The following is a 16,888-nucleotide window of genomic DNA, read 5'->3' as shown; positions in this document are numbered from 1 at the left end:
GGGCCAGCTAACCAAATTGATAGAACAGTTATCAAAATGGCTCCATGAATGGTACGCTAGAAACCCACTCGTCTTCAATAAAAGGTTGCAAATTCAGTAACCTGAGGCGATTCCCAAAGTACTGGGAGTCTAGCGCCCGCCTTTTCTTCTTTTACGCCTACCGTTCTCGCGCCCCTCCTAATGCCCGCAACCGATATTACTTTCCTGGCCTTCCCGTTGCGGGAGGTTTGCCAATGCTTTGCGTCTCATTAGGAAACCAATATGTTGATTTTAAACCGCCGTACAGGCGAGAACCTCAGGATTGGGGAAAACGTCTCAATCACAATATTAGAAGTTAAAGGTAATCAGGTGCGGGTAGGTATAATCGCTCCCAAGACTTTGGCGGTTCACCGCGAAGAGATTTATAGGAGAATCAAAAGACAACAGAGGCAAGACAATGGGGATAAAAAGCAAATTTTCCCAGTAGAGTGAACCCTAACAATCCTGCTTTGGTCCTACCAATTCAAAAACGATAACTACCGCAACCCTTGTGTAATCGAACAATCTGTCCGGCATTTAGGGCTTCCTTATTCCAAAGGCCCCAAATGCTGGACAGGAAAGTTTAACAGTGCCTAGGCAAGGTCAATTAATGTAACAGTTTAGCCAGCTGTACCACTTAATGCAGAAGATACAAAAGCCGGCAAAATACGTTGTTCTATCAAACCTAGGGTTTTGTCATCATCTCTATGGCCGGTGATCGCAATCACCATATCAAGATCTTCTATAGAGATCACATACTGGCCACCACCGCCCCAGCCAAACTTCGCGATATATTTCTTATCGCCAACTTTCAGGGGGGTTCGCCAGAAGAAATAGCCGTATGAGAAGTTGGTATAGTCAAACTCATCATCTGTGGGAACAGCTACTTTTCCGGTGGCCTTAGCAATAAACGCTTCAGGGATTAACTGATCGCCATTCCATCTGCCTTTATTGAGTACCAAGGTGCCCCACTTAACCATACTGCGAGATGTCATCATGGCCCTTGACCCTGCCTGGGGCACGCCGCTGACGGCCTCCTTCCAGTGATAGTTGTCGATCCCCATCTTCTCTAGCAGCTCTTCTTTAATAAAGTCGCTTGCGGAACCGGGAACCACAGCATCCAGCACCAACATTGCAATCATTGGGTCTGAGCCTTGGTATAAGTAGGTTTGTGATTCTGAGGTTATCGGTTTGCTATGGCTTAAATAGATTTGGGCCAGCTTTTTTCCTGTCAAATGCTCTGGATTTTCCAGTAAGGCATCCCGTTTTTTTTCATCAATACGAATTCCAGATTGCATACTCATGGCATGGTTCAATGTCACAAGGTCTGCGCCTTTAACAAGCTTCGTCCTATCCAGCCCTTTCAGGAGGGAAGTGACAGGCTTGTCTAAGTCTTCCATGGTTAAATAGCCCAACTGTATCGCCCGCCCAATCGCCAGGGCTGTATAGGCCTTGCTGGCAGAGGCTTGCGGGTGAGGAAAATTGACACGACCAAGGGAGTAATAGGATTCAAATACCAGTTTGTTGTTTTGTGCAATTAGTAGGCTATCGTAGGGTGTATGTTGGTTGGCTGCTATTTCCTGTGCCAGTTTTTCCAAGCTCTCCTTGATGGTATCGATTTCACCAACAGGAATACCGTCTTTTCTATCCGCTGGGGCTGTATCTATAAATGCTTTTTTAAGCTTTGGTATTGATCTCTCCAGGCCTGTGAGGTCACTACCATAGTCGGCCATATTTATTTCTGGAGCATGTAAGTCTCCTGCGCCCGCAGTGGCGCTTATGCCGTACATTAAACCGATTGTGATTAGCTTTTTAATAATCATCTTTGAGCCCAAATTTATTTATAATTAATTTGATTCGATATTCCATTGATTAGTGTTTCAGCTTATCCGCAAGCCAATAAATACTGCGCACTGAAGTCTTTGGAAACGCCGTTGTGTGATTAGCCGATTCAATAACCACCGGTTCTATGGATAAGTTAGCCAGCTTTTGGCTCTTTAACTCACTAACAAACCTTTCTACCGTTGCACCCAGCTCCTTTTCTAAAGCGCCGTAGGCAATAAATACATTGGTTTGTTTTGGTAGTTCTATCAATGGTTTGTTAGGCTCTAATTCAAGACGAGAATCCATATAAGTGCCTATCAATCTTGATGGACTACCGATAATGTAGTTCTGAAAAGTATCCGGTTGACTTATTAAGGCATAGACTCCAAAGAGACCACCAAATGAGTAACCGAAATATGTCCGATTATCTGGATTCGCGCGGTAGTTGCTTTCGATATACTTTATAACGTCATTTCTGATAAAGGCGAGATGCTGATGGGCCTCTCCTTTAAAGGATTCTTTATCGTTATCTTTATTATCTGAGGGTAGTACTGGTTTAAAGTCCCGATATCGACTCGACCATTCATTTTCATCAGCTGGCATACCTTTCCGCCAGCCAATGCCCACCAAAATTGCATCTTCCAGTGCATACTCTGTGGTGGCCGACAGTATTTCAACCGCCCATAAAGCATCTGTATAGTAAATAACCGGATGCTTCTTAGTATCACTCTCCTCGTATTTCTCAGGCAGCTTAATAAACAGCTCGTATTCTCTGTTATTGCTGGAGTCCTGAATGGGTATTACTTGGATTGTGGATAACTCCAGGGCCTTATGCTCACCTGCTTCAAGGGCAGCGATAGGTAGCAACAGGAGAAAGGCGACTAGTAAACGCTTTTTCATATCAGTATTTATACCGTTATATGTGATCGGAGAAGCGTTCAATCTAAACAAGGAGCCTATGAAACACCTGAAGTGCCCCTGACTTTTGAATGACTTTGTTCTGCTACTATAAAGTGCTTATTTATCAATAACTTACAAAGTCTGCTTTAGCTGTAATCAGGGTTTATGCTAGTATCCATTGCCAAAATTTAGCTCATATTTTGTTCAGGTAGATACATCAATGACTTCACAATATTGGGTGGGTGACTTCTTTGTTGATTTATCCAGAAACCAGATCACCCGACATGAGCACTCGCAAACTGTCCCCCCAAAAGCCCTTGCTGTCTTAACCCACTTGGCAAAACATCAGCGAAAAGTGGTGAGCCAGGATGAGCTACTGTCTGAGGTCTGGCCGGATACAATAGTCACACCCAATACGCTGCAAAGAAGTATTGCGCAACTTAGAAAAGCCTTTGGGGAAGATCGGAAGCAGCAGTCTTATATTAGGACCCATGCGAAACAGGGTTATAGCCTGGAATGCGATATTGTTTGGCAAGATGGTGATTCTATTCCACAGGGTAAGACAGCACCGGAAGAGGAAGCTCCCTCCCCTACTCCCCCTGAGCATGAAATAGATATAACACCGGTTAATCCAAACCACCAAACCCAGACGATCAAACCAAATCGATTTCCAATCTTTGCACTTGTCGGGTTGGTATTATTAGTATTTGTTATATTTAAATACTCTCCGCCCGAGCAAAGCTCTCAGCTTGTATTTGATCGATTACAGGCGGTAACTGCAACTGACCGTAAAGAGTTTAGCCCTTCTTATTCGCCTGACGGTGAATATATTATATTTAATCGTTACTTAGATAAGCTCTGCGTTAATAAAATCTGGGCCAGAAATATACATACCCAGAAGGAAACAGAGTTAACTCCAGAATGGGGTACTTATGGCCGCCATACACTATCACCGGATGGCAAGAAACTGGTATTTATTTCTGAAGAAGACTGCACCATACCGCTAACCCAAAATACTTGTTACAACCTGGTAAGCCTGGATTTTCAAAAGGCATTAGCCAGCCCACAGCAGCCAAATGTATTAATGCGCTGTAGAAATTCCGCGATTAAGAACCCGGTATGGCTAAATAATAATGATCTCGCTATTTTGCACAAAGAGACCGACCGTTGGCGGTTGATCAACTATTCAGTCAAGGATAATGCCAGTCGAGTTCTTTATGACCTGGAGAGTGGAAACCTGGTCTATTTTGATTACTCAATAAGTGATGGGTTAATAGCCGTAACCAGTCATCATCAAGATGGCCAGCTTTATATCGATATGCTGGATTCCAAGGGGACACTTCTATCCAGCCATCCGGTAGATTACCCAGATGAAATACCTCAGCGCAGGAGCATATCCCCTAACTTTTCGCCGCTTACAGATGAGTTAATCTTTAGCACAGGGCGGCGACTCTTCTCTCTCACTTATGATGGAAAGGTCAGTAAGCTTGATTTACCCCTGGATCAGTCTGCCAGCTCGCCGGAATTCCACCCAAATGGGCAGAGGGCACTTCTGATTAAGGGTCGATACGATAGTGACATTGCATCAATACCGCTTAACCAACCTGTGTCAATCGATACACCTTCGGATGAAGATGTCAGCGAACTCTACCCAAGCACAACACGGTCGATTTTGGGAGAAGATGATGGCATTTTCCAACCCAAAGGCAACTTGATTGCATTTACATCCAGGCGCTCTGGTGAAGATCAGGTGTGGATAACTGATGGCAGCGATCTACGGCAAGTCAGTCAGTTTCCAATGGATACCAATATCTACGGCATTAACTGGTCTGCCGACGGCCAAAGCATACTGGCGAGTGCCAATCAGATACTGGCTAAGATCTCCCTGGACGGTAGCAGAGAAGCCTTCCCATTAGAGCATCCAGTTGACCGACTATTTCAGTGGGATAGTGTGAGTAACCTCGCACTGTTAACTCTAACGGTGAAAGGTGTTACAAAGTTTGCAGAAGTAAACCTGGATAATCTCGAAGTAAGTATTATCAACGATACCCAAGTTAACTGGGCCCAAAGAAGCGAGGATGGCCGGCTGATCTATATGGATCATATGAACCGCTTCTGGCAGCCCGGCCCTGCGGAAGACCAGCTTATTGAAGAGCTGATTAATCAGGGCAGTGAAAAAAGGTTTGTGATCAAAGAGAATGTGATTTACTCAATCAATCGAGATGACCAGCTGTGGTCATACGATCTCAGCACTGGTGACTTTTCTATCTTGAGAGCAGTGCATAGAGATATCGATTATCTAACTGATATTAATCAGGAAAACCTAATGATTACCTATGTTGTTGCCGCTAAAAAAGAAGTGGCTGAGTTATTCTTACGGGAATAGAAATATAGCCTATTTTAGTTTTCAAAAATAAGATGGTTAGCTATAAACCATCTTATTTCCCAACCGCGATTTAATTCAAGATATCACTCTTGTTTTCTATCAACTAAATTGCATGGCTACTTAAAAAGTTTCATAAGCTGTTCAACCATCCACATATGAAGCTGGCTATGGTTAGATCGACTATGCCATGCTGCTATAACCTCAAATTTTGGTGTTTGCGTGTCCAACTTAAGGGGAATAACTTTTTTATTGGGTAGAAGTCTTGAGGGGTAAAACGCAATTGTGTCTGTCGCAGCAATAATATCTGGAGCGGCGGAAAAGCTGGGTATCGACATAACAATATTGCGTTTTAGCCCCTGCATCGCAAACCACTCATCGTGTGATCCTTTGAGGTTTGCCCGTGATGGTGAAATGATCAGTTGCGGAAGCTCTGCTACATCTGCCAATGTTAATGACTTACCCTTCAGTGGAGACTTTTTTCCCGCGATACAGACATGCTGCTCCTCAAATAGCAATTTGTATGGCAGGTCATCCGGAATGAAATCAGGAAATGTGAGCGCTAAGTCGATCTCACCAGCAACCATTAACTGATTGAGATTATCTGTTTCAAAGTCCCTGACGATAACTTTAAGTTCCGGGGCAGATTTACGGACAACCTCTAATAGCTGGGGCAGTACCGATTGAATCGCGTAATCCGTGGCACTAATACTAAAAATCCCTCTATAAGTTGCCGGATCAAACGCTATTGGGGTTAGCAGTGACTCTACATCCTTCAAAATGCTGCTGACCCTGCCTCCCAGCTGCTCAGCAACAGGCGTAGGGACCATACCGTTGCCTTGCCGGATAAACAGCCGGTCATCAAACACTTCTCTCAGCTTACGCAACTGTTCGCTTATCGCTTGCTGGGTTAACCCCACCTTTTCGGCTACCCGGGATAGATTTCTCTCTTGAAGCAGTGCTTCCAGTATACGTAGCTGTTTTAGGTCCAGGCGGCTTATACCATTCATAGTTGTAACCAAGACAAAGAGTAGTTGTTTCAAATTGTATCCTTGCACCTCTAGTATTCCCACCATCACAAGGCACAGCCAAAACTGGCTGGGGCTATTCAGTTGCCCTTATCACCGCTGCTTTTTACCTGTGTCTTTTCAAACACTCACTGCAGTCAGGTTTTAACAGGAAGGTCATTATGAAAAACGAGTCACTATTCAGTGAGATCAATCTGGGCCCATACACTCTGAAAAACCGTATTGTTCTGCCACCGCTGACCCGATCACGTAGTAGCCAGCCGGGTAATATTGCCAATGACTTGATGGCTAACTACTACTCCCAGCGTGCTGGTGCTGGGTTTATGGTTACAGAGGGCACACAAATCGAACCCAGGGGCCAGGGCTACGCTTGGACACCCGGAATCTATTCAAAGGAACAGATCGAAGGCTGGAAAAAAGTGACCAAAGCCGTGCACGATCAAGGCGGTATCATCTTTGCCCAGCTATGGCACGTTGGGCGTGTATCCCACACTTCACTACAGCCTGGCAATGCAGCGCCCGTTGCGCCCTCTGCTATCCGCGCAGACGCAGTTAAGGTATTTATTGAGACAGGTCCAGGACAAGGCGCTCTGGCTGAACCCAGTGAGCCTCGTGCGATGACAACAGAGGAAGTTAAAGAACTGGTTCAACTCTATGCCCAAGCCGCGCGCAATGCGATAGAAGCAGGCTTCGATGGCGTTGAGCTACACTGTGCCAACGGTTACCTTGTGAACCAGTTTATTTCAGAACATACCAATCATCGCGATGATGAGTATGGTGGTAGTTTAGAAAATCGTCTGCGTTTCCTTAAAGAAATTGTTGCAGCGGTATCAAAAGAAGTTGGCGGCGAACGGCTCGGTGTTCGATTTGCACCGCTTTTCGAAAGTACCGATGAGGACAGAGTCTACCTTGGTCTGGTAGAGAGTGATCCCCACAAGACTTATATCGAGGCTATCAAGCTGCTAAACGAAGCTGGAATTGCCTATCTGTCACTGGCTGAGGCGGACTGGGATAATGCCCCGGATTTGCCTGAGAATTTCTATCGAGAAGTACGTGAAGTCTTTAGCGGGCGCATCATGTATGCAGGAAAGTATTCCCCCGAAAAAGCTTTGCGGGTGCTTGACGCTGGTAACGGAGATATCTTTGGCTTTGGCCGACCTTTTATTGCCAACCCGGATCTTCCCACACGTATTCGCAATGAATGGCCACTCAATCAGGTTGATCCAAGCACTATGTATGGCGGTACCGAAGTAGGATATACGGACTACCCCCCATACCAGCCGTGATCTAATGTAGGTTGGGCTCGTTCATTATGAATTGCTAGCTGTAAGTTATATTCCTATAAATATTTCTAAAGTCTATCAGCGCTATTTAAAAGGCATAAGCGCTTATTGATTAGAAATAGATAGCCTCAGAGAATTCTATTTTCTGGGGCTTCTTTTATTGAGCTACTGTAGAATTATTTATTGCCGTTTTTAAAGGACTTGCCATTCAAGCAAGGCCTCCAATACCGATCCAGAATGATCTCGTAGTTCCAGAACCTGCTATACAAGCCTCGCAATTCAATATAAAGATACCGGGCCCCTTTCATTTGGGGCCCGGTAGGCTCCTATTTGGAAGCCAGTGCGCGTTGGCCAGAACGCAAGTCAATAACGACAACTCCTTGCACGCCATTCGAGCCACCATCGTAGGCAAAGAGGCGGCGGCCTTCTGTGTCAATGGCCATGGAGGAGAGGCTCTCCACTTCAATTCCGTCACCACGGCAGTCGCTATCACAACCCTTGCCACTAGATAGAATTGACTGTGAAAAGTCGTCCATATCAATGGCTACTAAACTTCCGCTATTAGTGCCGACTAAAAGGCGGTTGCCAATAGTGTCCAGGGCAATATCATTAGGGATCTTATTATTACTACCGCCGTGCACTGACGAGGCGAAAGTGTTCCTGTCACCAGTAGTCAAGTCTACTTCCCAGATAGCACCGGTTCCTGACTCACTGACACCGGTGCTCAGGTCTACTTGCCAGTCTATGCCACTAGTACCTGAATCACTTACAAAGGCGCGGTTATTAGCGAGATCTAGCGCTAAGCCTTTGGCGGAGTCAAAGAAGGTTCCAGTGCCGGTATCATTAGCGGAGATAACTTCCCTATCGCCACTATCAAGATCTACGCTTACTAACCCTGTATCCTCTAGCAAAACCATGCGATTGTTAGTAGCATCCAACTCCATGGCTTCTACGCCACCGGAGAACGCAGGGCCTTCACCAATACCAGATGCAGAGATACTCTCGAATTCACCACTTTCCAAATCAAGCTTAATTAATTCATCGCTGCTCTCATCGAATATATAGGCATATTGACCTGAGTCATCCGGAACAATCGCAGACGGTCGAATCCGAGCTGAAGCGGGCGGAATAAATTCAGCCGCAATGGTGCGATTGCCGTTTTGTAAATCTATTTCCGCCGCTATGGAACTATCTATAACAACAGTCAGTAACCGATCAGTCTCACGGTTATAGCTTATATCGTTCCAAACGTAGCTGGGTCCCGAGCCGACATGGTTGGAGGAAATTTCTGCACGATCACCAGTACTGGTGTCAACGGACATGACCACCGGATCGATAAGAATTCCAGAAACCAGCAAACGATCGCTATCAGCCCCCCGGCCAATTGACCAAGGGTTTTCAAGTCGCAACCCTTCACCTTTAGTCCAACTAGTTACAACTGATCGATTACCCGTTGCAATATCCACTTGCAAAATATTCTGGGCGCTACCGTTGGCGACATAAATTTGATTACTATCAAAATCAACGATTAAATCCATTGGCTGGTAGACAGGTTCACCACTGCCAATACCATTACCGCTTATTGTCGTTCTATCGCCGCTGGCAATATCAATCCTAAGAATAGAGTCGGTACTATCATCACCCACGTACAGCTGTCCATTCGCCTCATCTAATGCGATACCCCTCGGGTTCACCATGTCGGCGCCAATACCCTTCGGGGATGATGAGTTTGAGCTGGATATCACGGAGTAATCCCCGCTTGACAAATCAAATTTAATAATCTCGCCAAAAGTTCCCGCTGCTCTTGTAGTATAAGCTTCACCTCCAGAGCCCGTTAGGGCTAACGAGGTGAGATCTCCCGATACCCATTTGGTCAATTGCGTGCGGTCACCGCTGTCGCGTTGGACAGAATAGATACTTCCCTCATGATTTAAAACAATAAAGTAGTCATTGGCAGGGTTGCTGCGTATTTCAGGGAAGTTTTGTACCATATCGATCGGATTGAATGCCGGGCCTGAACCAACCAATGGCCCAGAAATCACTCGAACGCGCACTGCCTACCTCAAATATCGCTCCTAAAAGGGAGTCGGCGAAATACCAGCTTCCGTAAAAGTTATCATAGGACACACCGACTGGGTATGAGATTGACAGCTCGTTCTTGACGATGATTGATTCCTGAACCGTTTCACCAGTGACGAACTGGGTTGAGAGAGCGTAAGAATTTCTACCTTCACTAATTGGAGTATCGAGATACCAGGTTGACTGCGAAGGTGTGTCTGCAGTCGGTGACTGTCCATCAAGAAGGATGTTAACTAATTGCTCAGAAGCATTCTCGCCACTTTCCAGGTCGAACACCCTGGCAGTAAGAGAAATGCTGGAAAGCTTCCCACCCATATTGGCACCGCCGGTCGGAAAATCGATTCGAGCTGAAGGTGTGGCCAGGTTAGTTACAGTGACTTGTAACGAAAGCTGGTTAGCAACCCCCTCGCTATCGGAGGCACTGATGGACAGCTGATAATTGTTATCCTCGTCACTATCCACAGGAGACTCAAAATCTGGAGCAGTGTTAAAGCTAAGTTCACCGCTAGCAGAATCAATAGAAAACAATGCCGTATCAGCATCGTCGTTCAATGAAAATGTGACCTCATCTCCATCTGGGTCCTGGGCCGTAGCGGTGTAAAAAATTCCGCTTACACCTTCTTCGACTGTAACTTCAGTTGCAGATGAAAACTCGGGAGCGCCATCGTTGACATTAGTAACTGTTACCACAATTTCCTGGCTCGCCTGACCTCCGTTGCCATCGCTAGCCTCGATTACCACCTGGTAGATATTATCTCCATCTGCGTCGGCAGGATTCTCGAAGTCTGGAGCAAAACCAAAGCGCAACTGGTTACCGTTATCTATCAGAAAACGGGACTGGTCTTCTCCGCCGATAGTGTTGTAACTAATACTGTCTCCATCGGCATCACTAGCGGATAGTGTAAGCAAAATACCGGTACTATTTTCCTCCGTAGTGACTTCACTTGCAGAGACAAACTCAGGGGCGCTATTAGTTGAACCACCACCCGAACCACCTTCATTCGAACTGCCACCGCCGCCTCCACCTCCACCTCCGCAAGCTGCAATTGAAATGATAGAGCTGAGGCACAAAACTTTCTTAAAGCTGCTCACTATATGATCTCCCCAAGAGTTTTTAACAAATTTTTTTGTTGAACTTTTATGGGGCGCAACTTTAGCAAAGAAATTATGGACAAAATAAGGATCTTTGTGGATTTTACACCCAGATCGTACCAAATAGATTGGTGACCAATCATTCACTGTATAGACCTTTGAACAAAGTGACCCTAGAAGTTAAGTAGTAATTCCTTGTTATCATTTTTATTAATAACTAGGGTGAAAAAACCTTTTTGATCTCCCCAGGAATTTTAAAGAAAAGACTAGAAACTCAATACCTACGCAGGTCAGTAACCTTTGACTCGGAATTGTCAATAGAACAAACGAATGTCGAAATTTGAGTAGAAGGCAATAAGTTCAATAAGCTAGGAACCATTCCATAATACTAGTTATGGAAAAACCACTAAGAACCACTTCCAGAGTTAGTTCCTAGCGAGAAAGCTCTATCTTAAATGTATTTTTATCAACCGATTTGAACAATATGCAATCAGCCCTGACTGATTATCAACTACAATTCGAGTTCTGTTACGACTCACTACGGCCGCTCATGTAGAATGATCCTCTAGACTTCTGAACGGTAGGCTTACCGTTCTATTAAGGGTTAAACACTACAATTTCCAGAGCCTAAAGAAGAAATGAACAAATTCTTAACCATTATTGCAATAGCCTTGGCCACCACTTCCTGTATGAAGCTCGAGGTACAGCCTAGCAACGTGATCGGGGATACTGTAGATGCGGGTAAAGAGGCGTTCCAAAGCATCAAAAGAAGCCGTAATGGTGAAGAAGAGAGAAACTTCTCTCACAAGATCAGCTACGACCCAGCTATCTCTAATGCAATCAACATCACCAACTGTAAGAAGGAAATGATGGAGGTGATCTCTGCCTCTGAACTTACGGTTTCCCAAATTTTGACTGAATCCTCTGAAATTGTTGGAGAGGAAGCTAGCAAGAGCGTACAGTGTACTGCAAAAGTGATAGTCACTAAGAACACTTAAAGCACCAGGCTGCTGGCCTTGGTATAAGTTCTGGTATAGAGCTCCTCTTGACTCTATACCAGTTCTTGGCCCGCTAATGCCCCCCCCTGATACTCCACAGCCAAGTAATGGGAAAATGATTAAAAGTCTCTCAACTTTACTTACTATTATCTCGCTAAGTACGTCCTCCATCCTGGCTCAGGCAGATAATCCTATCAACGAAATAAACCATCTAATAGAGTTTGTCTCTACCTCAGAGTGTACCTTTATCCGCAATGATAGTGAGCACACCAGCCAGGAAGCAGTGGAGCATATGGAGAAGAAATATAAGTATTTCTCCAACAAAATTGATAGCGCGGAAGATTTTATTAAGCTAAGTGCAACCAAGAGCACCTTTAGTGGCAAGCCATATCATATTCAGTGTACCGATAAGCCTAAAGAAGCATCCCAGCAGTGGCTTTTAGATGAGCTGGCACGCTATCGTGACTCAGTTAAGTTAACTCCTGATAACACTTAGACCATTAATAAAAAGAAGAGCAAATTAATTTAAACTGACACCTTAATTTACCATCAAAATTTGGCTTAACCTAACTTCAGCCTACTAAACTTGCTGCCGATTAGCTTTCGCTCTAAACAGTTAAAGCTCTTTCAGCTAAAAAAGAACTTCATCACTGAAAATGCAAATATACTAAGAAGGACAACGGCAAGGATATTCTTAATCACGCAGCTTACTAAAATAGTAAAGAGACCTGCCACAAGGAAGGGGTTAGCCAGATCAGAATTGGAAAGCTCAACCTCTCCAAATACGATTGGAGTAGCCATTGAGGTCAATATACAGGGTGCAGTAAATCTTAAAAAACGTTGGGTATTATTGTTTAGCTTTATTGGAAGATTCTTTACAAAAAAAGCATAACGCATGTAAAAAGTAATGGTAGACATTGCTAAGATTGTATAAATACTCATACCTCTTCCTCCTCGACCTTGTCTTCCAATAGATAACCTATGCACATACCCATCAATCCTGAAAAGAGTAATCCATTGGGTACTGCATAAATATGAAACATTACGGAACTTACTGCCGAAATCAAAACAGCTATAAGAGTAGCCCTAGATTTAATATTTGGAACTACCATAGCAATAAAAGTTGCAGCAATTGCAAATTCCAATCCAAGCGCTTCTAAATTTGGAATACTCTTTCCTGCAACAACGCCTACAAAGGTGGATAAATTCCATATTAAGTAGAAGGTAAATCCGGACATTAGCGCATATTCAAACGAAAAATATCCAAGTACTCTCTTTTTATTCTCTGCAACTGCAAACATTTCATCCGTAAGAAGAAAGGCAAATACAATTCGCTTGTATATAGGCAGCTTTAAAGCTTCATTTCTAAAAGTTGCTGAGTAGAGTAAATGGCGAGAACTTACAACTGCTGTACTACCAAGAATAGACGAAAGTCCACCGCCCACACCAATAATGGAAAGAGCCGATAACTGGGCTGCCCCGGCAAATACCAGCAAGGACATTAGCTGTGATTCTAGTGGACTCAAGCCCATTTTAATCCCTAAAGAACCACAAAGAATCCCCCAGGGAATTACAGCTATTGCTAATGGCAAAGTATCAAGTATTGCTGCCATTACAAGTGAATGCGGTCTTTCTGTGGGAATGGCTCTTTGAACATCCATAATAATTACTGACAACTTTTACTATTTGGGAATATCTACTATTCTACCTGATACAAAATCACAAAGTTACTTGAGGGATACACAATCGAGCATATGAAATTGACAACAACAAATGATTAACAACATGCGATATCTAGATCTTTGAAACCTAGCTCTCATATTTTTCGTGAAATATTTAAAGATGTTTAATCTTTTTTCTGGTGGAACTTATATATTTTGAATTACAGGGGGTCAAATGATTTTTCCACATTGAAATATTAAGTGCAAAAAAGTAAAAATATAGAAAAAGTAGTTTTGGTAAGCGCTATACAGTGAAAGAACTATCTTATCGAGACCTATCAAGCTTCTTGGTTGAGTGACAACAAACGATCTCCCCTGCCCCAATCACCGTAAAACAGACAGAACAAAAATAGCAATCTTCACTGTTCTAAATCTTCCTACGATTTTATTAGTTGCCAACAAGGCAGTTGGCGAACACTTACCTGATAAACAGTGATATATTTATCAAAACTAATTGAATAGGTAGCCATAACCCTATAAATACTTGTTCCCTCAGTCAGGCCCAGGTAGCCTCGGAAAAAAGCATTTAGAGCAAGTTATGGAAAGTGAACTGCAATCACTTCGCGCGGAACTAGCCCTGCTGGAGCGAGACAATCGCCGTCGCATTGAGATATTCGAACAGCGGTTATCGGCTCTAGAAGCGCAGATACAGCAAGATACTGGGGATCAGTTAGCAAGCCAGCTCCCGACAGTGGATGAGCCAGAAGATGAGCTATCCCAATTGATGGGTACTCATCCCTCCAGATCCCCATCGATAGAGCAACCTACTCCCCCTCTTCCTGAAACTCCAACCCAGCCAGCAAGTACTATTGCCACTGCTCCTAACACAGCCAGGAAGCCTAGTAGACAGGCTAAATGGCTATCTGAAGAGCTACCGAGTCTATTGGAACCTGCTCTGGAACCCATTAGCCGAGTATGGGGCTCCCTGATGAGTTTCTACCGGCACTACCAAAGCCAAGGGAAGGCTCCTGTCTTCTTTATGACCGCTGCCGGCATCCTGGCGCTGGTGTTTGGCTTTGCTTACCTGTTGCAGTTTTCCTTCAATGCCTATTTGGGGCCTGTAGGTAAAGTGACTTTGGGCTTCCTGGTAGCAGCGGCGACTACTACTGGTGGGGTAATGTTCAGGCGGCGCATGCCCAACATGGCGGACTACGGCTCAGGACTAATCGCTCTCGGGGTCATACTGCTTTACTTATGTGGTTACTTTACTGGGCCTTACTATCAGCTGGTTCCGATTCCTATCGGTGTGGGGCTGCTTGTAGTAACTACCGGAGTTGCTTATTTACTCGCCCTACTATTCGAGACCCGGGTTGTTGCCATGGTGACTCTGCTGGGTGGAGCCACGATGCCCTTGGTGGCCAATCATTTTGATCCATCCGCAGTTATTTATCTCAGCTACTTGTTGGTACTCGCGCTCGCAATGCTGCGTTTGTCCAAGTTGATTCAATGGCCTCAGCTGGCAGTGGTCACCATGGTGCTCAGCGCAGGGATGTTCGAGTTTTCAGTCGCAAACTTGGGCGAGTCTAGCTCAAACTGGGGTCTGTTACTGATACTGCATGGTTTCTTCTACGGGTTTGCCCTTTACATACTGGGCGGGCTTAGTGGCAAAGAAATGGATAGGAGGCGCCTCGGTTTGCTGGTAGCAAACCTGGTGCTATTTATTCATCTTAGTTGGTCTCTAGCGCCCACTGCTAATGCACTAGGTGTGGTTTGGTTACTCAACCTAACACCCTGGGCCGCGCTCGCCATCTACTCACGCCACCTGTTCGGCTACGATGTAAATAGTGCCTCGGCCCGTAGTATCCTCGCAATGGCTTTACTCCATGGGGGCTTGTTAACAGGCCTAGCAATTCTGGCACTCTGCAGCCCTGAATTTTTGGGCATTGTTTGGTGCCTGGAAGGCCTCCTGCTGATTTACCTTGGAATACATTTTGGTTTTGTCAGCGTGCGAACTGAGGGCTATATCGCTCTAGCCCTCGCCGGCGTAACCTTATTCTTGCAAGCTCTCCTATGGGTGGCTGAGAGCTTGGTTCCTGCTCCACTACTATTATCCTTAGAGGTGAGTGCAGGCTGGACTAACTGGCTGACCCTCAGTGCTGGGGCCTTTGCGCTCACCCAGCTATTATGCCGTAGTACCGGTAAAATCACTCCCGCAGAACAACGTTTCACTTATATCGCAGATAATGCTTTCGGACTGCTTTTATCTGCGAGCTTCCTGCTATCGGTGGGTATTATCTGGCCGCAAGGGATGTGGTTGCTGGCACCACTGCCAATGACTTTCCTGATCTGGCGTAGCCAGCGCATGAATTCAGCATTTAGCGAGTGGCTCGGTCTCTGGCATTACCTTCTGTTGTTTGTCCCACTGTTAGCCAGTGCATCGGTTGTAGGCAACCTTCATTTCTACGATCAAATCCCCTACGGAAAAATCGCTAGTATTGAAGCTTTCCTGGGACTTTGGTTGCTTGCGGAGCTTTATCACCAGCTGAAAATACAATCACCAGGGCAGAAGCTGGCATTGGCACTGCGTAAACTCTTTTACGCTTTACTGCCCATTATTGCCTTACCTACCATACTGTATAAGGCCAGTAACTACTTCACTGTTGCTATGTGGTTCTCGTGTGGTATTGCCCTATTCCTCTACAAATGGCTGCGGATGGAACATCTAAAACAAGAAGTTCGCATTTTGATTTCTGCTGCAAGCCTTATCACTATCGGCGGTTGTCTCCTACAGGAGTTTGTCGGCTGGCAGGGCAAGGCGATGGAGGGGCTATTGCTGGGAGTCGCCAGCTTCATAGGGCTCATATGGTTTGGCCAGGGCTTAAAGCGATACCCCGCAGGTAGGGAGTGGCAGCATGCTATTCACTGGGCGCTGAAGCCTGTATTCCCGATGGCCTTTTACTATTTTGCGGCAGTGCTGATAGCTGTCAGTTACACTTTAACTCATGACTTTATCCTGTCATTACTACTCACCCAGCTCTATTTTGGAAGCCTCTTTTTCAGCCAACCCAAGCTGGCACCAGTACGCAACCAGCTTACGCCCTTCTACATGCTGACACTGGGTATTTTTGAATTAATCACACTGATTCAAGTCGGAGCTGTCATTGTGAAATCGCACAATGCAGAGTGGATTGGAGCCTATAACCTGGTCTCTCTTGGCATCGCTGTCCTGCTGGCTTACCACAAAACCCTGCCTACGAGAGCCGTTTGGTCTGGTCATCGAATGGCAAATATGTGGCTGGTGCATGTTACCGCGATTATTGTTTACGTAGCTCTATTAGCACAGCTATTTGATGCCATGTGGCTACCGGCAGTTTCTTTCGCTCTCGTTGTCCATGCAACCCTACTATTGTTCCAAACATTAAAGCCCGAAACCCAGAAACTACTTAAGTTGTCACTAATTATCTACGGCATAGCTGCACTGAAGATTGTGCTCTGGGATATGCAGGACTTCTCACTAATACAGAAGATAGTCGTTTGCATGTTAGTGGGATTGTGTATGCTGGGGGCGGCCTATCAATACCAGAGATTCCTACCAAATAAAAGGCTGCCTGAATAGGCAGCC

General features: G+C 45.1%; 13 protein-coding genes. 6 read left to right on the top strand and 7 right to left on the bottom strand.

Annotated elements, in window-relative coordinates; translation table 11 throughout:
• The first annotated feature begins 261 nt into the window (after nt 1-261).
• Entirely contained in the window at nt 262-471 is a 210-nt protein-coding gene (csrA, locus tag ACJJIN_RS21360; RefSeq protein WP_282931298.1) for a carbon storage regulator CsrA, read from the top strand.
• A 167-nt stretch (nt 472-638) separates the two neighbouring features.
• Here csrA and ACJJIN_RS21355 read toward each other — a convergent pair whose 3' ends face one another.
• Both ACJJIN_RS21355 and ACJJIN_RS21350 read right to left on the bottom strand, forming a co-directional pair.
• Nucleotides 639-1,841: a serine hydrolase domain-containing protein gene (locus tag ACJJIN_RS21355; RefSeq protein WP_444896119.1), complete on the bottom strand. Its 1,203-nt coding sequence runs from the start codon at nt 1,839-1,841 to the stop codon at nt 639-641.
• A gap of 49 nt (nt 1,842-1,890) precedes the next feature.
• Nucleotides 1,891-2,742 carry an alpha/beta hydrolase gene (locus tag ACJJIN_RS21350; protein ID WP_444896118.1) on the bottom strand — a complete coding sequence of 284 codons (852 nt, stop codon included), beginning with the start codon at nt 2,740-2,742 and terminating at the stop codon, nt 1,891-1,893.
• 220 nt (nt 2,743-2,962) lie between these two features.
• On the opposite strand from ACJJIN_RS21350, the gene ACJJIN_RS21345 reads away from it, so the two are divergent.
• Nucleotides 2,963-5,128 carry a winged helix-turn-helix domain-containing protein gene (locus ACJJIN_RS21345; RefSeq protein WP_444896117.1) on the top strand — a complete coding sequence of 722 codons (2,166 nt, stop codon included), beginning with the start codon at nt 2,963-2,965 and terminating at the stop codon, nt 5,126-5,128.
• Between the two features lie 116 nt (nt 5,129-5,244).
• Here the strand turns inward: ACJJIN_RS21345 and ACJJIN_RS21340 are convergent, their stop codons facing one another.
• The gene (locus tag ACJJIN_RS21340; RefSeq protein WP_444896116.1) at nt 5,245-6,168 is read right to left on the bottom strand and encodes a LysR family transcriptional regulator; all 924 of its coding nucleotides are present in this window, start codon (nt 6,166-6,168) and stop codon (nt 5,245-5,247) included.
• Between the two features lie 146 nt (nt 6,169-6,314).
• On the opposite strand from ACJJIN_RS21340, the gene ACJJIN_RS21335 reads away from it, so the two are divergent.
• Nucleotides 6,315-7,439 (top strand): alkene reductase, encoded by a 1,125-nt coding sequence (locus tag ACJJIN_RS21335; RefSeq protein ID WP_444896115.1) that lies wholly within the window; start codon nt 6,315-6,317, stop codon nt 7,437-7,439.
• 323 nt (nt 7,440-7,762) lie between these two features.
• On the opposite strand, the gene ACJJIN_RS21330 is transcribed toward ACJJIN_RS21335, so the two are convergent.
• Nucleotides 7,763-9,490, bottom strand: coding sequence for a hypothetical protein (locus tag ACJJIN_RS21330; protein WP_444896114.1), 1,728 nt, complete (start codon nt 9,488-9,490; stop codon nt 7,763-7,765).
• The gene (locus ACJJIN_RS21325; RefSeq protein ID WP_444896113.1) at nt 9,408-10,607 is read right to left on the bottom strand and encodes an Ig-like domain-containing protein; all 1,200 of its coding nucleotides are present in this window, start codon (nt 10,605-10,607) and stop codon (nt 9,408-9,410) included. The genes ACJJIN_RS21330 and ACJJIN_RS21325 overlap by 83 nt, the downstream gene beginning before the upstream one ends.
• Before the next feature lie 638 nt (nt 10,608-11,245).
• On the opposite strand from ACJJIN_RS21325, the gene ACJJIN_RS21320 reads away from it, so the two are divergent.
• Both ACJJIN_RS21320 and ACJJIN_RS21315 read left to right on the top strand, forming a co-directional pair.
• Nucleotides 11,246-11,605: a hypothetical protein gene (locus tag ACJJIN_RS21320; RefSeq protein ID WP_444896112.1), complete on the top strand. Its 360-nt coding sequence runs from the start codon at nt 11,246-11,248 to the stop codon at nt 11,603-11,605.
• 115 nt (nt 11,606-11,720) lie between these two features.
• Nucleotides 11,721-12,101, top strand: coding sequence for a DUF5329 family protein (locus tag ACJJIN_RS21315; RefSeq protein WP_444896111.1), 381 nt, complete (start codon nt 11,721-11,723; stop codon nt 12,099-12,101).
• A gap of 131 nt (nt 12,102-12,232) precedes the next feature.
• Here the strand turns inward: ACJJIN_RS21315 and ACJJIN_RS21310 are convergent, their stop codons facing one another.
• Together ACJJIN_RS21310 and ACJJIN_RS21305 are read right to left on the bottom strand one after the other, a co-directional pair.
• Nucleotides 12,233-12,547 (bottom strand): branched-chain amino acid transport AzlD family protein, encoded by a 315-nt coding sequence (locus ACJJIN_RS21310; RefSeq protein WP_444896110.1) that lies wholly within the window; start codon nt 12,545-12,547, stop codon nt 12,233-12,235.
• Nucleotides 12,544-13,266 (bottom strand): AzlC family ABC transporter permease, encoded by a 723-nt coding sequence (locus ACJJIN_RS21305; RefSeq protein WP_444896109.1) that lies wholly within the window; start codon nt 13,264-13,266, stop codon nt 12,544-12,546. The genes ACJJIN_RS21310 and ACJJIN_RS21305 overlap by 4 nt, the downstream gene beginning before the upstream one ends.
• 598 nt (nt 13,267-13,864) lie before the next feature.
• On the opposite strand from ACJJIN_RS21305, the gene ACJJIN_RS21300 reads away from it, so the two are divergent.
• On the top strand, nt 13,865-16,882 hold the full coding sequence (locus ACJJIN_RS21300; RefSeq protein ID WP_444896108.1) for a DUF2339 domain-containing protein: 3,018 nt from the start codon (nt 13,865-13,867) through the stop codon (nt 16,880-16,882).
• Nucleotides 16,883-16,888 lie beyond the last annotated feature (6 nt).

It is taken from the genome of Microbulbifer maximicatervae (SeqCode), from assembly GCF_052467505.1.
This window is presented reverse-complemented; position numbering and strand designations above follow the sequence as displayed.

Coding starts and splice junctions, on each gene's coding strand:
- csrA (WP_282931298.1), top strand. CDS start 262: ATGTTGATTTTAAACCGCCGTACAGGCGAGAACCTCAGGATTGGGGAA.
- ACJJIN_RS21355 (WP_444896119.1), bottom strand. CDS start 1,841: ATGATTATTAAAAAGCTAATCACAATCGGTTTAATGTACGGCATAAGC.
- ACJJIN_RS21350 (WP_444896118.1), bottom strand. CDS start 2,742: ATGAAAAAGCGTTTACTAGTCGCCTTTCTCCTGTTGCTACCTATCGCT.
- ACJJIN_RS21345 (WP_444896117.1), top strand. CDS start 2,963: ATGACTTCACAATATTGGGTGGGTGACTTCTTTGTTGATTTATCCAGA.
- ACJJIN_RS21335 (WP_444896115.1), top strand. CDS start 6,315: ATGAAAAACGAGTCACTATTCAGTGAGATCAATCTGGGCCCATACACT.
- ACJJIN_RS21320 (WP_444896112.1), top strand. CDS start 11,246: ATGAACAAATTCTTAACCATTATTGCAATAGCCTTGGCCACCACTTCC.
- ACJJIN_RS21315 (WP_444896111.1), top strand. CDS start 11,721: ATGATTAAAAGTCTCTCAACTTTACTTACTATTATCTCGCTAAGTACG.
- ACJJIN_RS21310 (WP_444896110.1), bottom strand. CDS start 12,547: ATGAGTATTTATACAATCTTAGCAATGTCTACCATTACTTTTTACATG.
- ACJJIN_RS21305 (WP_444896109.1), bottom strand. CDS start 13,266: ATGGATGTTCAAAGAGCCATTCCCACAGAAAGACCGCATTCACTTGTA.
- ACJJIN_RS21300 (WP_444896108.1), top strand. CDS start 13,865: ATGGAAAGTGAACTGCAATCACTTCGCGCGGAACTAGCCCTGCTGGAG.